This is a genomic window from Embleya sp. NPDC001921 (assembly GCF_053594475.1).
The window spans coordinates 114,184-138,060 of the sequence record NZ_JBSFEO010000028.1 but is presented as its reverse complement, the minus strand read 5'-3'; the positions used below and the strand labels follow the sequence as shown (position 1 = coordinate 138,060).

Genomic DNA, 23,877 nt, shown 5'->3' with positions numbered 1-23,877 from the left:
CCGGCTCGCGGCGCCGAAGGGCCCGGGACAAAGGGGCGTTCGGCCCGTGGACGAAGGGTTGGGATGACCGGCAACAAGCTTGCGTACTGGGCATTCGCGGGAGCGGTGCTGGTGAACCTGGTCCTCCTGTTCAATCCGGGCAGCCCGGGGGACCCGGCGCCGATAGTTCCGCATCGTGACAAGATCGTGCATTTTCTCTCGTTCGCGGCCATTGCCTGGACCGGTCGGCGTGTCGGAATCGGTCCGGCCGTGTTGGGCGCGGCGCTCGCGGCACACGCGGTGGAGAGTGAATTGATCCAGCACTTCGTGCTCCCGCATCGCAGCGGCGACCCGTGGGACGCGGTCGCCGACCTGCTCGGCACCTCCTGCGCGCTGCTTCTCGCCGGGCGACTTCCTCGCCGGGTGGCGCACCACGACCCGGCGGTTGCGGGATCATGAGCGCATGACCGAGGTATCGCTCACCGGACGCCTGCTCGTGGCCACGCCCGCGCTGGCCGATCCCAACTTCGACCGGTGTGTGGTCTTCCTCCTGGAGCACGACGAGGACGGCACCCTGGGCGTGGTGATCAACCGCCCCAGCCCGGTGGACGTCAACGACGTGCTCGTGCCGTGGTCCAAGATCGTCAGCGAGCCGCCCGTGGTGTTCCAGGGCGGCCCGGTCGCGATGGACTCGGCGCTGGCCATCGCGTCGGTACCGGGCGGCGCGGAGCCGCTGGGCTGGCGCCGGGTGCACGGCGGGCTGGGTCTGGTCGACCTGGACGTGCCGCCGGAACTGGTCGCCGCCGACTTCGGCTCGATGCGGGTCTTCGCGGGCTACGCGGGCTGGGGACCGGGGCAGTTGGAGACCGAGCTCAAGTCGGGCGCGTGGTACGTGGTCGACTCCGAGCCCGGCGACGCGTTCTCGCCCACGCCGGATCGGCTGTGGCGGGCGGTACTGCGGCGGCAGGTGGGCGAGTTGGCGATGGTCGCCACGTACCCGGAGGATCCGACCCTGAACTGACCTCGGACGGGTGCCCGGACCGACCTCGGACGGGTGCCTCGGCCGACCTCGGGCGGGCGCCTCGCCGGCACGGTCCAACGCGCCGTTCGGCGCCGCCGGTGTCTGGCTATCCTGGTGGGCATGACCACTCCCCAGAGCTTCCCGGAGCCGGAGCACGGGACGGGCACCGGCACGCTGATCGAGGAGACGCCGAAGCTCTCCCACGGCGACGGTGACCACGAGCGCTTCGCGCACTACGTCCAGCGCGACAAGATCATGGAAAGCGCGATGTCCGGGAGCCCGGTCATCGCTTTGTGCGGGAAGGTCTGGGTACCGGGTCGCGACCCGAAGAAGTACCCGGTCTGCCCGATGTGCAAGGAGATCTACGAGACGATGCCGGCCGGTGGGGCCGGTGGTGGGGACAAGGACAAGAGCGGTGGCAAGAGCGGCGGCAAGTAGTCGCTGAGGGTGCGTTGACGGTTGCGGAGGCGTCGGTCGCTTTGGCCGGCGCCTCTCGCGTTGCGGCCGGCGCCCCTCGCGTCGCGTCTTGGTCGGCTCGGGAAGGTTCACCCGTCCGCCCACCCGTTTCGTTTTGGTTCGAGGCTGGGGATTTACGGCTTCGGGGTGGGTCTGTGGGGGCCTGGCGGGCCTCCGGGGCCGGCGGGGTTTCGGGTTGGCTCAAATCTCGGTCCGGGCGGTCCGTTCGCGGGTGCGTGGCAATAGGGTGGGCGGCGCTGTGGACGCGACGATCTTGATGCCGCTGTCGCTCGACGAGGCCGTTGAGGCCCTCGCGCGCGATCCCCGGGCACTGCCGGTGGCCGGGGGGACCGACCTCATGCCCCGCGTCAACGCCGGAAGGGTGCGACCGCCGGCCCTGGTGGGCCTGGCGAAGGTCGCCGACCTGCGGCGGTGGGGTTACGAGGACGGCTTCGCCATGCTCGGTGCCGGGCTCACCTGGGCCCGGCTCGCGGACGCCGACCTGGCCTCGCTCGTCCCGGCACTGGCCGCCGCCGCCAACGAGGTGGGCACCGCGCAGGTGCGCGCGATGGGCACCCTCGGCGGCAACATCCTCAGCCGCGGCGCGGCCGCCGACTCGCTGCCCGTACTCGCGGCCCTGGAGGCCACCGTGTCGTGCCGTTCGCCGGGCGGAGTGCGCGAGGTCGCTCCGCATCTGCTCGCGCCCAAGGAGGGTGCGATCGCCGAACAGCTCCTGCGTCCGGGGGAGTTGATCACCGGCGTGCGGGTGCCGCTGCTGCGCGGGGTACAGGAGTTCGTCAAGGCGCCGGTGGGCGGCGGGCGATACCTGACCCTGGCCCTGGTGGCCGGCCCGGTGGTGGGCGACGTGCGCTGCGCGGTCGGCGGGGCGCACCCCGGTCCGGTTCGCGCGTTCGAGGCCGAACAGTGGTTGGCGGGGCGGATGGACGCGCACACGGGGCGGCTGCTGGACGCGCGCGACGCGGCCGACTTCGGCCGGTTGGTCGCGGACGAGGTCCGGCCCGAGGCGGAACAGCGCGCCGCCCGGGCCCACTTGCGGCACGTGGTCGCGGTGTGCGCGCGACGCGCGGTACAACGGGCGTTCGGCGGATGAGCGGCCCCGGGTTCGACGCCGACGCGACCCCGACGACGTCGTACGTGCTGCGCGTCAACGGCGAGGCGCGGCTGATCGAGAACGCCTGGATCGGCGAGAACCTGCTGTACGTGCTGCGCGAGCGGCTGGGCCTGCCCGGGGCCAAGGACGGCTGCGGCCAAGGCGTGTGCGGGACCTGCACGGTGCACCTGGACGGGGTCGCGGTGTCCGCGTGCCTGATCGCGGCGGCCACCCTGGGCGACCGCGAGGTGCGCACCATCGAGGACCTGGACAACGACCCGGAGACCGCCGACGTGCAGCGCGCGCTGGTCGAGTCCGGCGCGGTCCAGTGCGGCTACTGCGTACCGGGAGTGGTCGCGTCCGCGTGCGCGCTGCTGGCCCGTGTGGCGGAGCCGGGCGAGGTGGAGATCCGGCGCGCGCTGGACGGACACCCGTGCCGGTGCGCCGGACCGCATCCGATGGTGGACGCGGTCCGCGCGGCGGCGCGCAGGCGGGCGCCGCGGGAGACCCACACGACGATGATGTTCAACGTGATCGCGCCGCCGACGGCCGGCGGCAACGAGTGATCGGCGAGAACCAGTGATCGGCACGAACCGGTGATCGGCGAGTCCGCACCGCGTCCGGACGGGGACGCCAAGGCACGGGGACGTTTCTCCTACACCGGCGACCTGTGGGCGCCGGGCCTGCTGTGGTGCGTGCTGGTGCGCTCGCCGCATCGACACGCGCGGATCCTGGGTGTGGACGCGGCCCCGGCCTACACGGTGCCGGGGGTGCGCGGCGTGGTCACCGCGGCGGACCTGCCGCCGGGTGCGTGCCACGGGGCGATCGTGGCGGACCGCCCGGTGCTCGCGGACGGCGTGGTGCGCTTCGCCGGCGAGGCGGTCGCGGCGGTGGCGGCGGAGACCCTCCAGGCGGCGCGGGCCGGCGCCGCGGCGGTGCTCGTGTCGTACCAGCCGCTGGAGGTCGCCTCGGATCCCGAACACGCTTTCGCGGGGCCGCCGTTGCATCCCGACGGCAACGTGCTGCGGCACATCGCGCTGCGCCACGGCCGGCCGGTCAAGCTGCGCCGGGACGGCACGCCGGTGGAGGAGGTGGTGGTCGAGGGGCTGTACGAGGTGCCCGCGCAGTACCAGGCCAACCCGGCCACCGACGCCGCGCTCGCGTTGCCCTCGCCGGACGGCGGGGTCGAGCTGCACGTGGCCTCGCCGTACCCGCACGCGGACCGCGACCAGGTCGCCGAGTGTCTGGGGCTGCCCGCCGGCATGGTCCGGCTGATGCCCACCGGCGCGGGCGGCTCCTCGGGCACGCGCGAGGACATCGGGCTGACCGCGGTGGTCGGACTGCTGGCGCTGCGCACCGGGCGGCCGGTCAAGGCGGTGCTCGATCGGGACGAGTCGTTGCGGGTCGGCGGGCATCGGCACGCGGCGCGGATGAAGTACACCCACCGGGCGGACCGGGACGGTCGGCTGCTCGCGGTGGAGGCGCAGATCATCCTGGACGGCGGCGCGTACGCGGGTGTCTCGCCGGAGGTGATCGGGCGGCTGATCGGGTGCGCAGCCGGGCCGTACATGGTGCCGTACGCGGTGGTCGACGCGTGGGCGGTGCGCACCAACAACCCGCCGGCGGGGGCGATGCGCGGGCCCGGCGCGGTACAGGTGTGCTTCGCCTACGAGGCGCAGATGGACAAGCTCGCGGACGCGCTCGGGATGGACCCGGTGGAGCTGCGGCTGCGCAACGCGCTCAGCTCCGGGACGATGTTGACGACGGGTCAGGTGCTGGACGGGCCGGTTCCGGTGGGGGCCGCGCTGCGGGCGGTGGCCGAGGCGGCGCCGCCGGCCGCGCCGCCGGCGCCCGGGACGTTGCGCGGGACCGGGTACGCGGTCGGGCTGATGCCGCTGCTCGGGATCGAGGGGGCCGACGAGTCCTCGACGGCGACCGTGCGGCTCGACGGCGGTGTGGTGACGGTGACCTGCGCGGCGGTCGAGGTCGGGCAGGGCTTCGTGACGCTGGTCCGGCAGATCGTGGACGAGGTGCTGGGCGTGCCGGACGCGATCGTGCTCCAGGCGGGCACCGCGCTGCCGACGGCGGGGGCGCCCGGGGTGGGGCGGCACACGTGGTTGACCGCGGGGGCGGTGGAGCAGGCCGCGCGGGAGATCCGCGAGCGGTTGTTGGCGCCGGTGGCGGCGCGGTACGGGATGACGGCGCGGCTGCTGGATGTGCGGGACGGGCGGATCAGGTCCTACGACGGCTTGATCGACCTGTCGGTGGACGTGATGTACCAGGACACCGCGACGGTGACCACGGCGGGCGCGTGCCGGGCGCCGAGCACCGAGCCGCTGGACGACGCGGGGCAGGGCAACGCGTACCCGGCGGTGGCCTTCTCGGCGTGTCGGGTGGTGGTCGACCTGGATCCCGAACTGGGCACGATCCGGGTGGTGGACGTGACCGGCGCCTACGACGCGGGGCGGGTGCTGGACCCCGCGCAGGCCCGGGTGCGGGTGGAGAGCTCGGTGGCGATGGGGGTCGGGCTCGCGCTGATGGAGGACATCGAGTCGGCGTGGACGCCGCCGGGGACCTGGGACGTGCCGCCGGTGCGGGTGGCCGCGTGGATCGAGGAGCCGCAGCCGGGTGCGCCGTTCGGCGCGAAGGGCTTGGGCGACGCGGCGATCGTGCCGGTCCCGGCGGCGGTCGCGGCGGCGGTCCGGGACGCGACCGGGTTGGAACTGCCGCGCTTGCCGCTGCGGCCCCGGGACGTGGTGTTGGACTAGGGCGTGCGCGTTTCGCGCGCCTGCCGGCCGGCGTTCCGTGCCTGCCGGTCGGCCCGAGAGGGTGGGCGGATCGTATTGATAAGTACTTCGATATGGCAGGGTCTAGGCTGTCTCGGTGACAGCCCTGGGAGAGTCGAAGTCCGCACGACGAAGTGTTGGGAAATCCGACGACGGGGAGCCCGGTGTACTGACCCGGCCCTATCTCCCCCTCACGCTCGGGATCGTGTCGGTCGTCCTGCTGATCGCCTTCGAGGCGATGGCGGTGGGCACCGCGATGCCGGTGGCGGTCGAGGAACTGGACGGCGTGCCGCTGTACGCCCTGGCCTTCTCCGCGTTCTTCACCACGAGCCTGCTCGCCATGGTGGTCTCCGGCGAATGGTGTGACGCGCGTGGACCCCGGCTGCCGCTGTTCGGCGGGATCGGGGCGTTCGCGGCCGGACTCGTACTGGCCGGCACCGCGCAGTCGATGTGGCCGTTCATCGTGGGCCGGGCCGTGCAGGGCCTCGGCGGCGGGCTCGTGATCGTGTCGCTGTACGTGGTGGTCGGCAAGGCGTACCCGTCCGCACTGCGCCCGCGCGTGTTCTCGGCGTTCTCGGCGGCCTGGGTGCTGCCCTCGATCGTCGGGCCGCCGGTGTCCGGCCTGGTCACCGATCACCTGGGCTGGCGCTGGGTGTTCCTGGCCATCCCGGTGCTCGTGGCGCTGCCGATCGTGATGATGTTGCCGCAGCTCAAGCGGATGGCGAGCGAACCGGACCCGGACGCGCGGATGAACCGCCGCCGGATCGGCGCCGCGGTCGGCGCCTCGGTGGGCGCGGGCATGTTGCAGTACGGCGGCCAACACCTGAGCGCGGTGGGCGTGTTGCTGCTGGTCGCGGGCCTGGCGCTGATGGCGGTGACGGTACCGCGGCTGCTGCCGGCGGGCACGCTGCGCGCGGTCCGCGGACTGCCGACGGTGATCCTGTCCCGGGGCGTGCTGGCCGGTGCCTTCTTCGCGGTCGAGTCGTTCGTACCGCTGATGCTGATCAGCGAACACGGCCTGTCGCCGACCCAGGCGGGACTGACCCTGACCGTGGGCGCGTTGTCCTGGGCGGTCGGCTCCTGGTACCAGGGCCGTTCGCCGCACGAGCGCCGGCCGCGCCTGGTGCAACTGGGCTTCCTGTTCGTGGCGATCGCGATCGGCGGGGCACTGCTGGCCCTGATCCCGGGCATGTCCCCGTACACGGTCACCGCGGGCTGGTTCTTCGGCGGCGCCGGCATGGGCATGGCGGTCTCCTCGGTGAGTGTGCTCACCCTCGACCTGTCCACGCCCGAGGAGTCCGGCACCAACTCCTCCTCGCTCCAGGTCGCCGACTCGCTCGGCACGATCGTCATGGTCGGCCTGGCCGGCGCCATCTTCGCCGCCCTCCACGAGGGCACCGGCAAGGACGCGGGCGTCTTCACCCTGATCTTCGCCATCATGCTCACCATCTCCCTCCTCGGCGCCCTCCTGGCCCCCAGAGTCCGCCCCCACCCCACCTCCTGACCGAACCCACCGACTCGGGAAGCCGGCGGGCAGGCATCGGCCCGGGGGAATTCGCTACGGTTCCCGGATCACCCGACTACCCTGAGTTCCGGGTGCCTGCTGCGGTGCGGGCTTCGGGGATGGGGACCTCATGCCATTGCAACCGCGATTTCGAAGGTCCGCGGGGTCTCAGCGCCGGTTCGTCGATCGGGAAGAGGCGATGGCGATCCTCGAGAGCGCGTGGGGCGCCGGCGGGGACGGCTTGCGGGTCGTGAACGTGACCGGCGTCGGCGGGATCGGGAAGTCGCGGTTCCTGCGCGAGTGCCAGTCGCGGCTGGAGTCCGAGGCTCGAACGGTACTGCTCGACCTCCAGATCCCGGCGCTGCGGGAGCAGGACGCGGCGCTCGCGGTGCTGCGCTCCAACCTCGGTGCCCAGGGCGCCTCGTTTCCGCGATACGACCTCGCGTACCTCGCCCTGTGGCAGCGCCTGCACCCCCACCTGCACATCTCCCTCGCCGATGTGGCGGCCCGACAGCAGAGCGAGGTCCTGGCCGATCTCGCGGACGCGGTGGGCGGGCTGCCGATCTTTCGGACCGTCGGCGGACTGCTCCGGGTCGCCGGTCGGTCGTCCGAGAGGTTCAGGCGGTGGCGATGGCTCAAGAACGACGAGACCCTGAACCGGCTCGACGAACTCGACCCCGCCGAACTCGCCGACGCCGCCACGTTCCTGTTCGCCGAGGACCTGCGCAGCGCGAGCGCGGAGCGGCGCTACCTCGTCTGCGTCGACGCGTACGAGGCGTTGGTGGGCGGGAGCACCCGAGCGGGTCGCACCGCCGGGCTGGACGCGTGGTTGCGGGACCTCGTGTCGCAGCTGGACCGAGGCCTGGTGCTGATCGCGAGCCGAGAGCCGCTGGGCTGGGAGACGTACGACAGCCAGTGGACCGCGCATCTGATCCCCCTGCCGCTCGACGGGTTGCCCATGACCGCGCGCGTCGAACTACTCGAAGCGCACGGGGTATCCGACGTCCGCGCGCGCACCGCCTTGGCCAGGGCCAGTTCCGGTGTGCCGTTCTACCTGAACCTGGCCCTGGACGCGGATACCGGCGCGGATCGGGGCGACCGCGCGTCGACGCCGGCCGTGTCGGGGGAGGAGATCCTCGAACGGTTCCTCCAGCACGTGGACGCGCAAGAGGTCCGGCTGCTCGAAGTCCTCGCCGTGGCGCGCACGATCGACTACGACATCTTCCGCACCGTCGCGGCGGCGTTCGGGCTGTCGGCGGATCGGCGGACCTGGGAGACGCTGACCGCGTACTCCTTCGTCCAGCCGGCGGGTGCCGAGCGATTCCAGTTGCACCAACTGATGGCGACCGAGCTGAGGGCCCGCCAGACGACGGCGACGCGTCAGGCCGTACATCGCGTGTTGCGGGCACTGTGGCGGGCCCGGGCCGACAGCTTGGCTACGGGAGTCGCGAGCACGCGCCGCACGACGGGCGCGCACCTGCGCGAGGTGGCCTTCCACAGCATGTACGCCGGTGAGTTCGGGCCCGGTGACCTGCTCACCCTCACGGCGGAGATCGCCGCGAGCGGCGGCATTCGCTCCCTGGGCGGAGTCGTCGAGGACGTTCGACGGTTCTGCGCGGCGGCCGAGCAACCGCGCGTCGAGTTGGAGTCGGCCGCGCGCTGCGTCGAGGCCGAGACCGCGATCCTGGTCGGAGACGCCGAGCATGCCGAGGCATTGACCCGTGGGTTGGCGGATGTCGAGGGCGGTAGTTCGGCCCAGGTGCGGCTGGCACTGGCCCGCGCGGACGCGTTGCGGATGCTCGGACGGACCTCGGAGGCGCTCACCCGGTACTCGTCGTTGTGGCAGCAGGCCAGGGTTCCCGAAGGCCGAAGCGCGGCGTTGTGGGCAGCCGACCTCTACATGGCCGGCGGGCGCTTTCGGGACGCGGAGAACGTGGTGGACGGGCTCACCGCCACGCTGGGTCGCGACGAGCACCTGTTGCGTGGGGACACGGCACGGCTGATCCACCTGGGGCGGCGGTTCGCGTTCGATTTCCCAGCCGCCCGCAGCAACCTGGATCAGGCGCAACTGCACTACCTGGAGGCCGGGTCCGCGGTGCGCCTGGCGAATCTGGTGGTCAACCGGGCCGAGTTCCTGGCCTGGACCGAACCCGAGCACGCCGGTGACGTGGCGGACGAGGCGATCGCGGTGCAGCGTGACATCGGCGCCCTGCACGAGTTGGGCAAGGCGTACACGGCCAAGGCCCTGGCCCTGCTTCGATGCGGGCGGGTCGTCGAGGCCGAGGCATCGTTGGATACCGCCCTGGAAGTCCTCGGACGTGCGCGCTACCGCTCGGGCACCGCCCGCGCCCAGTTGGTCCGATCCCTCGTGCTGCTCCGTCGCGGCGACTTCGAGAACGCCCGCGGCACTGCGGAGTGGGCGATTCGCGAGTTCGAAGGCGCGGAGGTGTATCCGACGCTCGTGCTCGCGTCCTTGCGTGTACTGCGCACAGCCGGCTTGGAACGAGCGGTTCACGCGGCGTCCCTCGCGCGGGCCCGTGCGGGGATCCGTGCGGTCGACTCCCTGGGGGTGCTGGAGGGAAGAGTCGACGCATGGGTTGCCACCATTCTGGGGGAATGAGCATGACGCCGGATCCGCTGACGCTCTATCGCACGGCACGTGAATCGGGAATCAGCGCTTCCGGGTTCTACAACGACAACGTGCGATCCGAGACGGACGACGGGCCGGTGATCGTCCGGATCCCGATTCATGGTGCGGACGGCATGGATTTGCGAGTGTGGCCGGAGCAGGACGTGATCCGGGCGGTCGCGCCGTGGATCCCGGTGATCCCCGACGTATTGCACGTCTCGGACGATCCGGCGTTCCAGATCCACCGGTTCATCCCGGGTGAGGTGCTGGACGCGCTCGCGCCACGCGGGTGTTCGGTGCCCACACACCTGGCGGAAGACGTGGTGGGCTTCTTCCAAGATCTGTCGAGGGTGCCGCTCGACGTGCTTCCCGCCTTGCCGGCGGATTGGCCCAAGGACGGGGACACCGCCGGGTTCGGGGCGCGTCTCTCGGCGATCACCGCCGACGTCTGGCGGCGCTTCCGGACGCCCTACGCGTCGCTGTACGCGGCGTTGGGGGTCCCGGCGGATCCGCTCGCCCGGGTGGAAGCGGACTGGTCCGCCCTGACGTGTCGCCCGTTTCGCGCGTTGCACTGTGACGTCCATCGCAAGAACGTCATCGTGGCCGCCGGTCGGACCTACTTTCTCGACTGGGAACTCGCCCTCTGGGGGGACCCGTTGTACGACCTGGCCGTACACCTGCACAAGATGGACTACTTCCCCGACGAAGCCGACGCGGTGCGGAGCGGGTGGCTCGCGGCGATGCCCGACGACGCGCGCACCGGGGCCCTCGCGGATCTTCCCGTGTACATCCGGCACGAACGCGTCAAGTCGGCTCTCGTCGACACGGTTCGGTACTCCAAATTGATCCTGGCCGCGGTCGACGCGGCGACCGAGGCCCGACTCGTGGGTTCGCTGACCACGAAGCTCAACCGGGCCCGGGTCGTGTGGGGCGTGGGCGACCCGCTGGATACCGGGGAGATCCGGCGGGTTCTCGGCGTGCACGGTCCTGCGCTGGAGTGAGTTCGCCAGCCTGCGGGCGAGACGGGGTTCATGGGGTCTCGGGGGTTGTCGTGCGGGGGAGTAGGGCGGTGGCGGTGAGGCCGAGGGTGAGGGTGGCTGTGGCGGTGAGGAGGAGGGTGGGGGTGGGGCCCAGGGTGGCTGCGGCGGGGCCGCCGAGGGCGGTGCCGAGGGGGACCGGGAGGGTGCGGGCGGCGGAGAGGACGGCGAGGACGGCGGGGAGGTCGGAGGCCGGGGTCGCGCGTTGGAAGAGGGTGGTGGACATGGTCGAGTACGGGGGCCACATGAGGCCGAGCAGGGTGAAGCCGGCCAGGGCCGCGGGGGTGGGGGCGCCGAGGCCGAGGGGGAGCAGGGTCAGGCCGGAGAGGGTGACGATGGCGGTGGTGGTGGGGGCCAGGGGGAGGCGGCGGAGGTAGCCGGTGAGGAGGGAGCCGACGAGGGCTCCGGCGCCGAAGAGGCTGTAGAAGGCGGCGAGGGTGCCGGCGGAGGCGTGCAGGTCCTGGGTCACGTGCAGGGGGAGGGCGACGTAGACCGGGCCGAAGAGGAAGAAGAAGCCGATGCTGAGCAGCAGCAGGTTGCGTAGCGGGGGATGGCGGCGGATCACGGTGAGGCCGCCGGTGCGGGACGCGGTCGGTTCGGCGGTGGGGTTCGGGGCGGTGTCCGGTGCCGCCCACAGCAGGGTGCCGGCCAGGATCGCGAAGGACGCCGCGTCGACGGCGAGTACCGAGGCCGCGCCGCCCCAGAGCACCAGGGGTGCGGCGAGCAGGGGGCCGGCGATGGTGGCGCCCGAGGCGATCGTGGAGAACACCGCGTTGCCGGCGAGATGGTCGGCTTCGCGGAGTTGCCGGGCGAGCAGCGTGTAGGTGCCGGCCTGGCCCCAGGAGTGCAGGATCGAGGAGGTCGCGAGCAGGCCGACGTACAGGCCGATGGACAGGGCTCCCGCGACGTGCGCGAGGGGGATCGCGCCGAGGGCGCAGGCGCGGAGGAGGGCGTCCCAGGTGGCGAGTCGGGCGGGGGCGCGGCCGCGCAGCAGGCGGCCGAGGAGGATCGCGCCGAGTGCGCCGGGCAGGGTGTACGCCGCGGCGGCGAGGGCCACCCACAGGGCGCGGCCGTCGGCCGGGGCGAGGTCCACCGCGAGCCAGCCGACCGCGACCACGGCCATGCCGTCGCCGAGCGCCGAGATCGCGTAGCCGGGCAGCAGGCGGCGCAGCACGGGGTGGGCGAACACGGGCCGGTATGGGGATTCCCGGATCGCCCGCGACAGCGTGAGCGGCATTTGCGCCTCCGAGGTGTCGAGTCGTCGAGTCGTCGAACGCCCGGACGGAGTCGTCGAGGCTGCGGGACGATCATTTCCCGGAGGGTGCGGGCCAGCCGACGTATTCCGCGTGCGGCGTAATGGCGATAAAGGGCTTTTCGGTGGGGTGTGGGAGTGGGTGATTCGTGGTGCGGGGAGGTTGGGAGGGTGTCTCGGCGGTGGGTGATGTGCGCAGGTCAGAGGGTGATTGGTGGTGGATCGACGGTGGATCGACGGCGGGTCTGCGGTGGGTGGTGGGTTTGGATTGGGGGTTGGGAATTGTGCTGTGAGGGGATTTTTTGCGCTGCCCGCGAAATGCGATGGTGGGTTTATCGGGTGCTGGATTTGGTCGTTTTCATGGTCGTTTTTATGACTGTGGCGATGGGGTGGTCAGGGCCTGCGGCCTGCGGGCGGAGCAGCCGGAGCGGTCGGGTGGCTCGGTCGGCCGGTCGGCCGGCGCCGGCGGGTGTGGGTGAGTGAGTCGTGGTTTGTCGGGGCGTGGTCGGGACGCGCCGGAGATCGGCCGGGAGGGTGGGTTCGAGGGGTCGGTCGGGCCGGTGCTGCTGCGGAATCGCCGTTCGCCGGCCCGGGTTTCGTGGGCGCGGAAGTCGTGGGCGCGGGGAATTCGGCAGGGGCTCGGGTAGCCTGATCGCTTGCCCTCGATCGCCCCCTCGGCCTGGAGCAGACCCGTCGCAGTGAGTACCGCAGCCGCGTCCCATCTGTCCCCGGCCTTCCCGAACCGTGCCTCCTGGGGCACCGCGAACAAGCTGCGCGCATGGCAGCAGGGGGCCCTCGACACCTACCTGGCCCGCCAACCGCGCGACTTCCTCGCGGTGGCCACGCCGGGCGCCGGCAAGACCACGTTCGCGCTGCGGATCGCCTCCGAACTGCTGGACGCGCACGTGATCCACCAGATCACCATCGTCGCGCCGACGGAGCACCTCAAGAAGCAGTGGGCCGAGGCCGCCGCACGCATAGGCCTGCGGATCGACCCGAACTATTCGAGCTCGTCGGGCCCGGTGTCCCGCGAGTACCACGGCATCGCGGTCACCTACGCGGGTGTCGGCGTGCACCCGATGTTGCACCGCCGCCGGGTGGAGAACCGCAAGACGCTGGTGATCCTGGACGAGATCCACCACGCGGGCGACAGCAAGTCGTGGGGCGAGGCGTGCATGGAGGCGTTCGAGCCGGCCACCCGCCGGCTCGCGCTGACCGGCACACCGTTCCGCTCGGACATCAACCCGATCCCGTTCGTCGCGTACGAGGAGGGCAAGGACGGGATCCGCCGCTCGTCCGCCGACTACACCTACGGCTACGGCCACGCGCTCTCGGACGGCGTGGTGCGCCCGGTCATCTTCCTGTCCTACTCGGGCGACCTGCGCTGGCGGACCAAGGCCGGCGACGAGATCGCGGCTTCGCTCGGCGAGCCGATGACCAAGGACGCGATCAGCCAGGCCTGGCGTACCGCGCTGGATCCGCAGGGCTCGTGGATGCCGCAGGTGTTGCGGGCCGCCGACAAGCGGCTGGGCGAGGTACGCAAGGCCATCCCGGACGCGGGCGGCCTGGTGATCGCCACCGACCACGAGTCGGCTCGCGCGTACGCGCGGATGATCCGCGAGATCACCGGGCAGGGCGCCACCCTGGTGTTGTCCGACGACGTCGGCGCGTCGAAGAAGATCGAGGACTTCTCCGCGTCCGAGGACCGCTGGATGGTCGCGGTGCGGATGGTGTCCGAGGGCGTGGACGTACCCCGCCTGTCGGTGGGGGTGTTCGCCACTACGATCTCCACGCCGCTGTTCTTCGCGCAGGCCGTCGGGCGCTTCGTCCGGGCGCGGCGTCGGGGCGAGACCGCGTCGGTGTTCCTGCCCTCCGTGCCGACGCTGCTCCAACACGCGAACGAGATGGAGATCGAGCGCGACCACGTGCTGGACCGCCCGAAGAAGGAGGGCGGGATGTACGACGAGGAGGACGCCCTCCTCGCGCAGGCCAACGCGCAGAAGGACGAGCCGGGGCAGCAGGAGGAGTTCGCGTTCGAGGCGCTGGAGAGCGAGGCGCGCTTCGACCGGGTGCTGTTCGACGGCGCGGAGTTCGGGCTTCAGGCGCACGTGGGCAGCGAGGAGGAAGAGGAGTACCTCGGCCTTCCCGGGCTGCTCGAACCCGACCAGGTCCAGATGCTGCTCCAGTCCCGGCAGGCCAAGCAGGTGGCCAAGAGCCGGCGCAAGCCGGACCACCAGGCCGACCTGTCCGAGAAGCCGGCCGACCAGCGCCCGGTGGTGACGCATCGTCAGATGACGGCGATGCGCAAGGAACTCAACACGATGGTGGCCGCTTGGCACCATCGCACCGGGCAGACCCACGGGCAGATCCACAACGAGCTGCGCCGGGTGTGCGGCGGGCCGGCGGTGGCACAGGCGTCGGCCGGGCAGTTGGAGGCGCGGATCGGCAAGATCCGCGAATGGGCCACGTCCGGGCGCTGAGCCGCGCGGGGCGGGTTGCCGGGTGCCGGGATCGTCACCGGGTCACCGGGTCACCGGGTCACCGGGTCGTCGGGTCGTCAGGTCATGGGTCAGGGTCAGGGGTCGCCAGATCATCGACCGTCAGATCGTCTTTCGTCAGATCATTGACTGTCGAATCGTTTGTCGCCAGATCGTCGGGTCGCGATTGCGGGCTCGGTTGCGCTTCGCTGTTCGGGTGCCGGCGCGAGTGCGATCCGGGTGCGATCGGGCCGCCGATCCGAGTGTCGGCGGGGACGGCTATCTCATTGGTTGGGACGGTGTGTCCGACTGGTGAGTACGGAGTCGTCCGGTCATGCTCTCGGGGGTACGTGGCGAGGATCGCATTTGGCGAATTGCACATTACGTGCTACATGTCCCGATAGATCTGTTATTTTTCCTGTCCGTATCCCGGATATCCGGTGCCAAAAGTGCCCCCTCTGGTTAGCGTGATCCTCCGACGCGCCGAGCAGGAGAAACCGTCCTGCTCGGACGTGGGAATCCGTTCGGCCTGCCCGCCGAGTGGTGACGAGTACGTGTCCTGGCCCCATGATCTGGCGCCGCACAGCCTCGCGAATGTGGCGTTCCGTTCGGGGATCGAGCGCCGCTGGACGTAATGCAACGTCACGCGAAGGGAGGGGGGCCGGTGGTCGCCGAAACGTCACAGACCCTGGACCGAGGGCTCAAGGTCCTCGAACTGCTCGCCGATGCCTCGGACGGATTGTCGGTACACGACATCGCCGCCGCGCTCGGCGTCAACCGCACCGTCGTCTATCGCATCCTCGCCACACTCGAACAGCACGGCCTGGTCCGGCGCGACGACAGCGGCCGCACCAAACTCGGACTGGGCGCACTGCAACTGGCCCGTCGGGCGCATCCGCTGGTCCGCGACGCGGCGGTGCCGTGTCTGCGCCGGCTCGCCGAGGAGACCGGGGCCACCGCGCACCTGACCATCGTGGACGGCATGGAGGCCTTGGTGGTCGCCGTGGCCGAGCCCACCTGGACCGACTACCACGTGGCCTACCGGGTCGGTTCGCGGCACGCGCTGGACGCGGGCGCGGCGGGCCTGGCGATCCTGGCCGCGCGCCGAGTGGTGGCCGGGCTGGACGGGCCCAGGTCCTATGTGTACGCGCCCGGCGACGGTCGGCACACGGTGCCCGGGATCGCGGCCTCGGTGCCCGATCTCGCCGCCGTCGAGTCGAGCGTCGGGATCGTCTCGCTGGGCAACCTGGACACCGAACGACTGGGCCGCCGGGTGGCCGAGGCGGCGGCCGAGCTGTCCGACGAACTGGGCGGAATGCGCGTCTCCGCCGCATAGGTCGCACGGCGCGACGCGGCGGACGGAGCGGGTCGCGGCGCGGGTGAGGCGAGTCCGGTACGGCGCGTCGGGCCGGGCCGTGTTTAATGCCAGGCGTGGCCCGTACCAAGCTCACCCTCCCGGTGTCTCTGCTCCTCGTCGCGATCCTGTTCGGCTTCGCGTTCCTGGTGCCGATGCCGTACGTCCTGATCACACCGGGATCGGTGGCCGACACGCTCGGCGACGACGCGGGGCGGCCGGTGGTCGAGATCTCCGGGCCCGCCACGGTGTACCCGACGACCGGGCACCTGTTGTTGACCACGATCCACGCGAGCGGACGCGACGAGAAGCATCGGCTGGCGTCGCTGCTCGGTGCGTGGTGGGACACGGAAGAGGCCGTTGTGCCGAGGAAGTCCGTCTACCCGGACGGCAAGTCGATCAAGCAGGTCGTCGAGACCAACACCAAGGACATGGTCAAGTCGCAGGACAGCGCGACGGCCGCGGCCCTGAAGTACCTCGGCAAGTCGCCGGAGCAGGTCAAGGTCACACTGCATCTGAGCGATGTCGGCGGGCCGAGTGCGGGTCTGTTCTTCGCCCTGGGCATCGTGGACAAGCTGACCGAGGGTCAACTCACGGGCGGGCGGACGATCGCCGGCACGGGGTCGATCGACGCCGATGGCAAGGTCGGCGAGATCGGTGGGCTGCCGATGAAGCTGCTGGCGGCGGAGCGGGCGGGGGCGACGGTGTTCGTTCTGCCGAAGGGGGAGTGCGGGGAGGCTGGGCGGGTGGGGTCTGGTGGGCTTCGGTTGGTTCCGGTCGAGACGCTCTCGGGGGCGGTCGACGCGCTCAACGCGTTGAACGCGGGGGGCAAGGTTGCCTCGTGTTGAGGGCCTCAAGCGCCGGCCGGGCTGAAGTTGTTCGGCTGACCTCATGCGTCGGTTGGGCTGGGTTGGCCTCAAGCGCCGGCCGGGCTGAGTGGCCGGGCTGGGTGGCCGGCCTGGGTCAGTGGATGAAGCCCTCGTGTTTTAGCCAGGATTCGGCTACGTCTCGGGGTTCTCGGCCTGCCACGTCGACTTCGGCGTTGAGGGAGCGCATGACGTCGGTGGTCAGCTTGGCGGTGATGGGGGTCAGCACGTCGCGGATGGCCGGGTATTTCTTGTAGGTCTTCGCGTTGACGGTGACTGCCGCGTTGTAGTTCGGGAAGAAGTGCTTGTCGTCGGCGAGGACCTTGAGGTTCATCGCGGCGATGCGGCCGTCGGTGGTGAAGACCTCGCCGAGGAGGCATGTGCCGCCCTTGGCGGTCTCGGTGTAGATCAGGCCGGACTGCATCTTGCGGATGTTGCCGTCCGGGACCTTGATCCCGTAGGCCGCCAGCATGCCGCCGAGGCCGTCGGTCCGGGCCGCGAACTCGTTCTCGACGCAGAACGTCACCGCGCCGGGGTCCCGCTTGGCGAGCGCGGCGACATCGCTGAGCGTGTTCAGGTCGTACTTGCGGGTGTTCGCCGCTGTTCCGGCGAAGGCGTACGTGTTGTTCAGCGGCGCGGGCGGCAGCCACACGATGCCGTTCCGCAGGTCCTGCGCGGCCACCGCCTCCCATTGCGCCTGCGGGTCCACGATCGGATCGGTGTGGCCGAGATAGTTGATCCACGCGGTGCCGGTGTACTCCCAGTACAGGTCCACCGAGCCCTTCTTCAGTGCCTCGCGCGCGCCGATCGAGCCCTTGATGTTGGTCTTGTCGATCACCTTCGCGCCCGCCACCTTGAGCGCGATGCCGGCGATCTCGCCGAGCACGAGTTGCTCGCTGAACTCCTTCGAACTCACCGTCAGGGTCTTGCCCTTGAGCGAGGGCTCCGGGCGGATCGAGCCCGGCTCGGCGTCCACGGTGAGTGGCAGCCCGCTGGTCAGGCCGCATCCCGACAGCACCGCGAGCAGAGCCGCGAGCAGGACCGGCAGGACCGCGCGCCAAGGCGCATGACGCATCGTCAGTCCTCGTTGCATGGTCAACCCCCGGCCCGCAGACCGCGCGGACGCAGGCCCGTCTCGGCGAGGGACGCCAGCCAGTCCACCGTGAGCGCGAGTACCACGGTCAGCACGCTGCCGACGATCAGCACGAGCGTGCGCTGGAGCAGGATCCCGTCCTGGATGATGTCGCCGAGCCCGCCCGCGTCGACGAACGTGGCCAGCGTCGCGGTGCCCACGTTGAGCACCAGCGCGTTGCGTACGCCGGCCAGCACGAGCGGTACCGCGAGCGGGAGTTCGACCTTGAGCAGGACGCCCGGCATGGACATGCCGATCCCGCGCGCGGCCTCCACCAGTTGCCGGTCCACGTCCTTGAGCCCGGCGATGGTGTTGCTCAGCACCGGGAGCACCGCGTAGGCCACCGCGCCGATGATGGCCACCTCGACGCCCACGCCCAACCACAGCGTGAGCAGTACGAGCAGCCCGATCGCCGGCGTGGCCTGGCCGATGTTGGCCGTCGCCAGAGCGAACGGCGCGAACCGGCGGGCCTGTCGGCGGGTAAGCACGATGCCCAGCGGGATCGCGATCACCAGCACCAACACCGTGGACACCGCGGTCAATTGGATGTGCTCGATGATCCGGCGGCGGACGTTGGGCCAGGCCAGCGTGACCCGTTCGATCGGGTCCAAGTCCTGGTGGTCGACCCACTGCCACAACACGAGCAGCACCAGGCCCAGGAAGACCGGCATCACCACGAAGTCGGTCCACCGAAAGCGCGAGGGCAACGCGGCGGGCCGCGCGGCGCGGGTCTCGGCGTCGACCGTGGGCCCGACCGGGCTTACTCGCGGTGCGCCGCTCACCGCTGGTCGCTCTCGGCCGCGCGCGCGACGTCCTGGTGGCCGGCGAGGTGTTCCGCGGCGAGCTGTTCCGCTTCGCAAGCCTGCACCTCGCGCTGCGTCTCCAACTCCTCCAGATGCTCGCGCGCGGCCTCACGGTCGGCTTCGAGCATCTCCTGGATCGACGCCATCAGCGTCTCGATCGAGACCACCCCGACGTACTCGCCGCGCGCGCCGGTGACCGCGACCCTGCCGCCGCCCTCGGTCAGGATCGCGTCCAGCGCGTCCCGCAGCGTCGCGTCGCGGGTGACCGTGTCGCCCACTTCGTGCGCGGTCACCGCGAGCCCGGGGCCGCCGCGCCGGACCTCCTCGCGCCGCAGCCAACGGGTGGGCCGGCTCCGGTCGTCCAGCAGCAGCACCTCGTCGGCCCCGTACTCGCGCGCGGCCCGGCGGATCGTCTCGATGTCGTCGCGCAGGTCCGCCGTGGCGAACGGCTTCACCTCGACGTCGCGCACCCGGGACAGGGTCAGCCGCTTCAGCGCGGCGCCCGCCCCGACGAAGCCGGCCACGAACTCGTCCGCCGGGTTGGTCAGGATCGCCTCGGGGGTGTCGTACTGGGCGATGTGCGACTGCTCGCGCAGCACCACGATCCGGTCGCCGAGCTTGACCGCCTCGTCGAAGTCGTGCGTGACGAACACGATCGTCTTGTGCAACTCGTGCTGGATGCGGATGAGTTCGTCCTGGAGGTGGCCGCGCGTGATCGGGTCCACCGCGCCGAACGGCTCGTCCATCAACAACACGGGCGGGTCGCCCGCGAGCGCTCGCGCGACGCCGACCCGCTGTTGTTGACCGCCGGAGAGTTGGCGTGGATACCGGTTGCGGAACTCGACGCTGTCCAGGCCCACGGTCTCCAGGAGTTCGTCCACCCGGGTGGACACCTTCGACCTGCTCCAGCCGAGCATCCTCGGTACCAGCGCGATGTTCTGACCGACCGTCATGTGCGGGAACAGGCCGCTGTTCTGGATCGCGTAGCCGATCTTGCGGCGCAACTTGACCGGATCCAGGTGGGTGACGTCCCGGTCGTCGATCGAGATCAGGCCCGAGGTCGGCTCGATCAGCCGGTTGATCATCTTCATCGTGGTGGTCTTGCCGCTGCCGGACGGGCCGACGAACACCACGAGTTGGCCGGCCGGGATCTCCAGGGTGACCCGGTCGACCGCGGCCGTCCGCTGCCCGGGGAAGTGCTTGGTGAGCTCTTCGAGTCGAATCGTCGCGCCGGTGACGTCAGTCACGGATCCCCCTGGAAACGGTCAGCCGGCCGAGGAGCACGTACGCGGCGTCGAAGAGGAGGGCCAGCACGACCACGCCCAGGGTGCCCGCCCAGGCCGCGTTGATCGCGTTCTTGCTGCCCAGGCGGGCCAGCCCGGTGAAGATCTCGTTGCCCAGTCCCGGACCCGACACATAGGCGGCGATCGCCGCGATGCCCATGATCATCTGGGTGGACACCCGGATGCCGGTGAGCAGCGCGGGCCACGCGAGCGGCAATTCGACGCGGAGCAGGATCATCGCCCGACGCATCCCGATCCCGCGTGCGGCGTCCACAAGCTGTGGATCCACGCCGGCCAGACCCACGATCGCGTTGCGCACGATCGGCAGCAGCGCGTACAGCACCAGTGCGACCACGGTCGGTGCGACACCGAGGCCGAGCAGCGGGATCAGCAGACCGAGCAGCGCGAACGAGGGGATGGTCAGGATGGTCGCGGTGGTGCCGATCGCGATCCGCGACGCGATCGCGCTGCGGTAGGTGGCGATCGCCACCACGACCCCGATCAGCGTCGCGATCACCATGCACTGGAACACGGCGCTCGCGTGCATCCAGGTCTCGATCCAAAGCTGCTCGCGCCGGCTGGAGACGTAGTCCCAGAAGCTCAACACAGCCCTTTCCGCGAACCCGGTGGTGACCGCGGTCGGTTACCGCCGCCGTACGTCAGGGAAACGCGGGATGGGCCGAGCGGGTCCGATTCGTCACCCGTTCCGGTGCGCCGTCACCCGTCCGGCTCGGGTTCGGCGCCTGTGGCCCGCACCCGTCTTCTCGGCCCCGCGTCCACCCCCGCGGGCGCCGCTGTCAGCCGTCCGCCACCGCGCATTCCACCAGGGGCAACACCCGGTAGGGCACCGGGTTCTCCAGCGCGATCGTGGTGGACGCGCGGACCACCCCGTCCAGTTCGATGATCTGCTCGATCACCCGTTGCAGGTCCGCGTTCGAGCGCGCGACGATCCGGCACAGCAGGTCGCCCCGGCCGGTGATCGCGTGCACTTCGAGCACCTGCGGCACGCACTCCAGGTCCTTGCGCAGGTCGCGCCCCTGCCCCTGGCGGATCTCCAGGGTGGCGAACGCGGTCACCGAGAAGCCGAGCGTGGCGGGATCCACATCCGGCCCGAAACCCCTGATCACCCCTGCCTCGCGCAGTCGATCCAGGCGCGCCTGTACGGTTCCGCGTGCCACCGCGAGCCGGCGCGAACACTCCACGACACCGATCCGCGGTGTTTCCACCAACAGCCGGATCAGCGCGGCATCCAACCGGTCGATCTGCAAGGTGCCCTCCCTCGGGGGACTGGTTTCCCGGTGCCTACCCTGGGGCCATTCACGGCCACACCGGGAGGCAGCATGACCACCGACCTGATCGAGGCACTGCGGGAGGAGCTACCCGCGCACGCCCTGGTGACGGACGCGGACATCGCCGCATCGTACGCGCGCGACATGGCCGGCCTGTGTGCGGCCGGTAACCCTGCGGTGGTGGTCCTGGCCGAGACCACCGAGCAGGTGCGACACGTCATGCGGGTCGCCACGCGGCTGCGGGTACCGGTGGTTCCGCAGGGCGCGCGCACCGGCCTGTCCGGCGGTGCCAACGCCGTCGACGGCTGCATCGTGCTCTCGCTGGTCCGGATGAACCGCATCCTGCACATCGACCCCGTCGACCGCACGGCCGTGGTCGAGGCGGGCGTGATCAACGCCGATCTGTCCAAGGCGACCGCCGAGTACGGCCTGGTCTACCCGCCGGACCCGTCCAGTTGGGAGACCTGCACGATCGGCGGCAACATCGGTACCGGCGCGGGCGGGCTGTGCTGCGTCAAGTACGGGGTGACCGCCGAGTACGTGCTCGGCCTGGACGTGGTGCTCGCCGACGGGGAACTGCTGCGCACCGGACGGCGGACCGCCAAGGGCGTCGCGGGCTACGACCTGACCCGGCTGTTCGTCGGGGCGGAGGGCACCCTCGGCGTGGTCACCCAGGCCACGCTCGCGCTGCGGCCCACGCCGCCGCCCGCGCTGGTGACCGTGGCCCAGTTCGCGAGCACGGGTGCGGCGGCCCGCGCGGTCTCGGCGATCATGGCGGCCGGGCACACCCCCTCGCTGATGGAACTGATGGACGGCACCACGCTGCGCGCGGTGAACGCGCTGGCCAACATGGGCTTGCCGGAGCACAGCGCCGCGCTGCTGCTGATCGCGGTGGACACCCCGGAGCCCGCCGCCGAGTTGGCCGCGATCGAGGCGATCTGTACCGAGGCCGGCGCGTTCGAGGCGTTCACCGCCGAGGATGCCGAGGACTCGGCGCTGTTCATGCAGGCCCGCCGGCTCGCGCTGCCCGCGCTGGAGCGGCTGGGCACGAGCATGATCGACGACGTCGCGGTGCCACGCTCGCGGCTGGGGGACATGCTCGACGGGGTGGCCGCGATCGCCGAGCGGCACGACACGGTGATCGGGGTGTGCGCGCACGCGGGCGACGGGAACACCCACCCGATCGTGATCTTCGACGCGACCGACCCGGCGGCGGTCGAGCGGGCCGGGGTGGCGTTCGACGCGATCATGCGGCTGGGGTTGGACCTGGGCGGCACGATCACCGGCGAGCACGGTGTGGGCATGCTCAAGCGGGACTGGCTCGCCGAGGAACTGGGGCCGGTGGGCGTGCGGGTGCACCGGAGCGTCAAGGCGGCGTTCGATCCGCTGGGGATTCTCAACCCGGGCAAGGTGATCTGAGGGGGCGGGGCTCCGTCGGGCTCGGCGCGGTGGGTCGGTTGTGGTGGTTCGGGGCGGTGCTGGTCCTTTGGAAGTGCCACCGTGTACTCCTGAGGGGGCATGCCTCGGGGGTAGCTCGGGGTTCGGGTCGTCCTGGGGTAGTAGGCCCGATCGGCACTCCCGGCCGACGCCCGGATGGGGGTACGGCGCCTAGATTTGCCGGTGTCGCTCCTGCTGGGGCGTACGGTGCCGCCCTCTCGGGCGGGGCGGGTTCGGATGGAGGTGGCGGTCGTGGACAAGCGGGACAGTCGAGAGGTACGGGTCGCGGCGATCGCCCTGCGCCGGCGTCGACAGGCACGCGCCCAGGCCACCGCCCGACTCGTCACCGCGATCCGTCGCGCCGCCTGACCCCGGACTCGACGCCCGATCACGGCGCGTGATCGCGGCCTGCGATCACCGCGCGCGTCCCTGTGGATCGCTCAACCGGGGACTGCCGATCCAGGGACAAGTGGTCCCTGGATACCGGGCTCGGGAGCGCCGATCCTGAGGACATGAACGATCGACGCGAACTGGCCGACTTCCTGGTGTGCAGCCGCGGCCGGCTCTCCCCGGCGGATGTGGGGCTGCCCGACGGGGCCCGGCGGCGTACCGCGGGGTTGCGGCGCGAGGAGGTCGCGCGGCTGGCCGGGATGTCGGTCGACTACTACGCGCGGCTGGAACAGAACCGGGGCCCCAATCCGTCGCCGCAACTTCTCGCCGCGCTGGCCCGCGCGCTGCGGTTGGACCGGGCCGGCCGCGATCATCTCTTCCACCTGGCCGGGCAGGTGCCGCCGGGACACTCGTCGGGGTGCGACGAGCACGTGTCGCCGACGCTGCTGCTGATGCTCGACCGGTTGCACGACGTACCGGCGCAGGTGCTTTCGGATCTGGGCGACGTGCTGGCGCAGAACGCGATGGCGGTGGCGCTGATGGGGCCGAACGTCGGGCGCAATCTCGTGGTGCGGTGGTTCACCGAGCCGGCCTCGCGGGTGCGATGTCGGGCGGTGGACGCGGAGGGGATGTCCCGGGCCTACGTGGCGGATCTGCGCGCCGCGGGTGCGTTGCGGGGGGACGACGCTCGGCCGGCGGCGCTGGTGGCGCGATTGCGTTCGGAGTCGGCGGAGTTCGCGGCGCTGTGGGATGCGGGTGGGGCGGGGCTGCCCGGGGTGGATGTGCGGTCTGGGGTTGCTGGGCGGGGTGAGGCGGAGGAGACGATTCGGCATCCCGAGGTCGGGGAGGTCACCTTGCGGTGCCAGGTGCTTGATGCCTTGGAGGCGGCACAGCGGTTGGTCGTTTACACGGCTGCGCCCGGGAGTTCGTCGGCGGATCGGTTGGCGTTGCTGCGGGTGGTGGGCGTGCAGGTTTTGTTCGGGGCGGTGGCTTCGGATGCGAATCGGGTTGAGTGACGGGTTGGCCTCATGCGCCGGCCGGGCTGGAATGGGTTCGGCTGACGTTGGGTGT

Annotated in this window: 20 protein-coding genes; 14 read left to right on the top strand and 6 right to left on the bottom strand. The window is 71.2% G+C overall.

Annotation, left to right across the window (positions count from 1 at the left end; translation table 11 throughout):
- Positions 1–63: 63 nt before the first annotated feature.
- From ACWCPW_RS29750 to ACWCPW_RS29710, 9 genes are all read left to right on the top strand, one after another.
- Positions 64–438 carry a hypothetical protein gene (locus ACWCPW_RS29750; protein WP_449764662.1) on the top strand — a complete coding sequence of 125 codons (375 nt, stop codon included), beginning with the start codon at positions 64–66 and terminating at the stop codon, positions 436–438.
- Between the two features lie 4 nt (positions 439–442).
- Positions 443–1,000, top strand: coding sequence for a YqgE/AlgH family protein (locus tag ACWCPW_RS29745; protein WP_395863378.1), 558 nt, complete (start codon positions 443–445; stop codon positions 998–1,000).
- Between the two features lie 120 nt (positions 1,001–1,120).
- A complete protein-coding gene (locus tag ACWCPW_RS29740; RefSeq protein ID WP_406296657.1) occupies positions 1,121–1,438 on the top strand; it encodes a DUF3039 domain-containing protein in 318 nt (105 codons plus the stop codon).
- A 295-nt stretch (positions 1,439–1,733) separates the two neighbouring features.
- Positions 1,734–2,567, top strand: coding sequence for an FAD binding domain-containing protein (locus ACWCPW_RS29735; RefSeq protein WP_449764682.1), 834 nt, complete (start codon positions 1,734–1,736; stop codon positions 2,565–2,567).
- Entirely contained in the window at positions 2,564–3,133 is a 570-nt protein-coding gene (locus ACWCPW_RS29730; RefSeq protein WP_449764661.1) for a (2Fe-2S)-binding protein, read from the top strand. The genes ACWCPW_RS29735 and ACWCPW_RS29730 overlap by 4 nt, the downstream gene beginning before the upstream one ends.
- A 30-nt stretch (positions 3,134–3,163) precedes the next feature.
- A complete protein-coding gene (locus tag ACWCPW_RS29725) occupies positions 3,164–5,335 on the top strand; it encodes a xanthine dehydrogenase family protein molybdopterin-binding subunit (protein WP_449764660.1) in 2,172 nt (723 codons plus the stop codon).
- A 223-nt stretch (positions 5,336–5,558) separates the two neighbouring features.
- On the top strand, positions 5,559–6,857 hold the full coding sequence (locus ACWCPW_RS29720; protein ID WP_449764659.1) for an MFS transporter: 1,299 nt from the start codon (positions 5,559–5,561) through the stop codon (positions 6,855–6,857).
- Between the two features lie 199 nt (positions 6,858–7,056).
- Entirely contained in the window at positions 7,057–9,477 is a 2,421-nt protein-coding gene (locus tag ACWCPW_RS29715; protein ID WP_449764658.1) for a hypothetical protein, read from the top strand.
- A complete protein-coding gene (locus ACWCPW_RS29710; protein ID WP_449764657.1) occupies positions 9,474–10,487 on the top strand; it encodes a phosphotransferase family protein in 1,014 nt (337 codons plus the stop codon). Before ACWCPW_RS29715 ends, ACWCPW_RS29710 begins: the two co-directional genes overlap by 4 nt.
- 28 nt (positions 10,488–10,515) lie before the next feature.
- Here ACWCPW_RS29710 and ACWCPW_RS29705 read toward each other — a convergent pair whose 3' ends face one another.
- The gene (locus ACWCPW_RS29705; RefSeq protein WP_449764656.1) at positions 10,516–11,760 is read right to left on the bottom strand and encodes an MFS transporter; all 1,245 of its coding nucleotides are present in this window, start codon (positions 11,758–11,760) and stop codon (positions 10,516–10,518) included.
- A gap of 713 nt (positions 11,761–12,473) precedes the next feature.
- Between ACWCPW_RS29705 and ACWCPW_RS29700 the strand changes: the two genes are divergently transcribed.
- From ACWCPW_RS29700 to ACWCPW_RS29690, 3 genes are all read left to right on the top strand, one after another.
- Complete coding sequence (locus ACWCPW_RS29700) at positions 12,474–14,255, top strand: DEAD/DEAH box helicase (RefSeq protein WP_395863367.1); 1,782 nt, start codon at positions 12,474–12,476, stop codon at positions 14,253–14,255.
- Positions 14,256–14,916: 661 nt separating this feature from the next.
- Complete coding sequence (locus ACWCPW_RS29695; RefSeq protein WP_449764655.1) at positions 14,917–15,588, top strand: IclR family transcriptional regulator; 672 nt, start codon at positions 14,917–14,919, stop codon at positions 15,586–15,588.
- An 86-nt stretch (positions 15,589–15,674) separates the two neighbouring features.
- On the top strand, positions 15,675–16,454 hold the full coding sequence (locus ACWCPW_RS29690) for a YlbL family protein (protein WP_449764654.1): 780 nt from the start codon (positions 15,675–15,677) through the stop codon (positions 16,452–16,454).
- A gap of 115 nt (positions 16,455–16,569) precedes the next feature.
- Here ACWCPW_RS29690 and ACWCPW_RS29685 read toward each other — a convergent pair whose 3' ends face one another.
- The 5 genes from ACWCPW_RS29685 to ACWCPW_RS29665 form a co-directional block, all read right to left on the bottom strand.
- The gene (locus ACWCPW_RS29685; RefSeq protein ID WP_449764653.1) at positions 16,570–17,547 is read right to left on the bottom strand and encodes a glycine betaine ABC transporter substrate-binding protein; all 978 of its coding nucleotides are present in this window, start codon (positions 17,545–17,547) and stop codon (positions 16,570–16,572) included.
- 20 nt (positions 17,548–17,567) lie between these two features.
- Positions 17,568–18,386, bottom strand: a complete 819-nt coding sequence (locus tag ACWCPW_RS29680; RefSeq protein ID WP_449764652.1) for an ABC transporter permease — start codon at positions 18,384–18,386, stop codon at positions 17,568–17,570.
- The gene (locus ACWCPW_RS29675; protein WP_449764651.1) at positions 18,383–19,654 is read right to left on the bottom strand and encodes an ATP-binding cassette domain-containing protein; all 1,272 of its coding nucleotides are present in this window, start codon (positions 19,652–19,654) and stop codon (positions 18,383–18,385) included. The genes ACWCPW_RS29680 and ACWCPW_RS29675 overlap by 4 nt, the downstream gene beginning before the upstream one ends.
- A complete protein-coding gene (locus ACWCPW_RS29670; protein WP_449764681.1) occupies positions 19,647–20,294 on the bottom strand; it encodes an ABC transporter permease in 648 nt (215 codons plus the stop codon). The genes ACWCPW_RS29675 and ACWCPW_RS29670 overlap by 8 nt, the downstream gene beginning before the upstream one ends.
- Positions 20,295–20,487: 193 nt before the next feature.
- The gene (locus ACWCPW_RS29665; protein ID WP_449764650.1) at positions 20,488–20,958 is read right to left on the bottom strand and encodes an Lrp/AsnC family transcriptional regulator; all 471 of its coding nucleotides are present in this window, start codon (positions 20,956–20,958) and stop codon (positions 20,488–20,490) included.
- A 72-nt stretch (positions 20,959–21,030) separates the two neighbouring features.
- On the opposite strand from ACWCPW_RS29665, the gene ACWCPW_RS29660 reads away from it, so the two are divergent.
- Together ACWCPW_RS29660 and ACWCPW_RS29655 are read left to right on the top strand one after the other, a co-directional pair.
- The gene (locus tag ACWCPW_RS29660) at positions 21,031–22,398 is read left to right on the top strand and encodes an FAD-binding oxidoreductase (protein ID WP_449764649.1); all 1,368 of its coding nucleotides are present in this window, start codon (positions 21,031–21,033) and stop codon (positions 22,396–22,398) included.
- 530 nt (positions 22,399–22,928) lie between these two features.
- Entirely contained in the window at positions 22,929–23,822 is an 894-nt protein-coding gene (locus ACWCPW_RS29655; protein ID WP_449764648.1) for a helix-turn-helix domain-containing protein, read from the top strand.
- The last annotated feature ends 55 nt before the right edge of the window (positions 23,823–23,877 follow it).

Excerpts from the sequence above, each read along its gene's own strand:
- ACWCPW_RS29750 (WP_449764662.1), top strand. The coding sequence starts at position 64 with ATGACCGGCAACAAGCTTGCGTACTGGGCATTCGCGGGAGCGGTGCTG.
- ACWCPW_RS29745 (WP_395863378.1), top strand. The coding sequence starts at position 443 with ATGACCGAGGTATCGCTCACCGGACGCCTGCTCGTGGCCACGCCCGCG.
- ACWCPW_RS29740 (WP_406296657.1), top strand. The coding sequence starts at position 1,121 with ATGACCACTCCCCAGAGCTTCCCGGAGCCGGAGCACGGGACGGGCACC.
- ACWCPW_RS29735 (WP_449764682.1), top strand. The coding sequence starts at position 1,734 with ATGCCGCTGTCGCTCGACGAGGCCGTTGAGGCCCTCGCGCGCGATCCC.
- ACWCPW_RS29730 (WP_449764661.1), top strand. The coding sequence starts at position 2,564 with ATGAGCGGCCCCGGGTTCGACGCCGACGCGACCCCGACGACGTCGTAC.
- ACWCPW_RS29715 (WP_449764658.1), top strand. The coding sequence starts at position 7,057 with ATGGCGATCCTCGAGAGCGCGTGGGGCGCCGGCGGGGACGGCTTGCGG.
- ACWCPW_RS29710 (WP_449764657.1), top strand. The coding sequence starts at position 9,474 with ATGAGCATGACGCCGGATCCGCTGACGCTCTATCGCACGGCACGTGAA.
- ACWCPW_RS29705 (WP_449764656.1), bottom strand. The coding sequence starts at position 11,760 with ATGCCGCTCACGCTGTCGCGGGCGATCCGGGAATCCCCATACCGGCCC.
- ACWCPW_RS29690 (WP_449764654.1), top strand. The coding sequence starts at position 15,675 with ATGCCAGGCGTGGCCCGTACCAAGCTCACCCTCCCGGTGTCTCTGCTC.
- ACWCPW_RS29685 (WP_449764653.1), bottom strand. The coding sequence starts at position 17,547 with ATGCGTCATGCGCCTTGGCGCGCGGTCCTGCCGGTCCTGCTCGCGGCT.
- ACWCPW_RS29660 (WP_449764649.1), top strand. The coding sequence starts at position 21,031 with ATGACCACCGACCTGATCGAGGCACTGCGGGAGGAGCTACCCGCGCAC.
- ACWCPW_RS29655 (WP_449764648.1), top strand. The coding sequence starts at position 22,929 with ATGAACGATCGACGCGAACTGGCCGACTTCCTGGTGTGCAGCCGCGGC.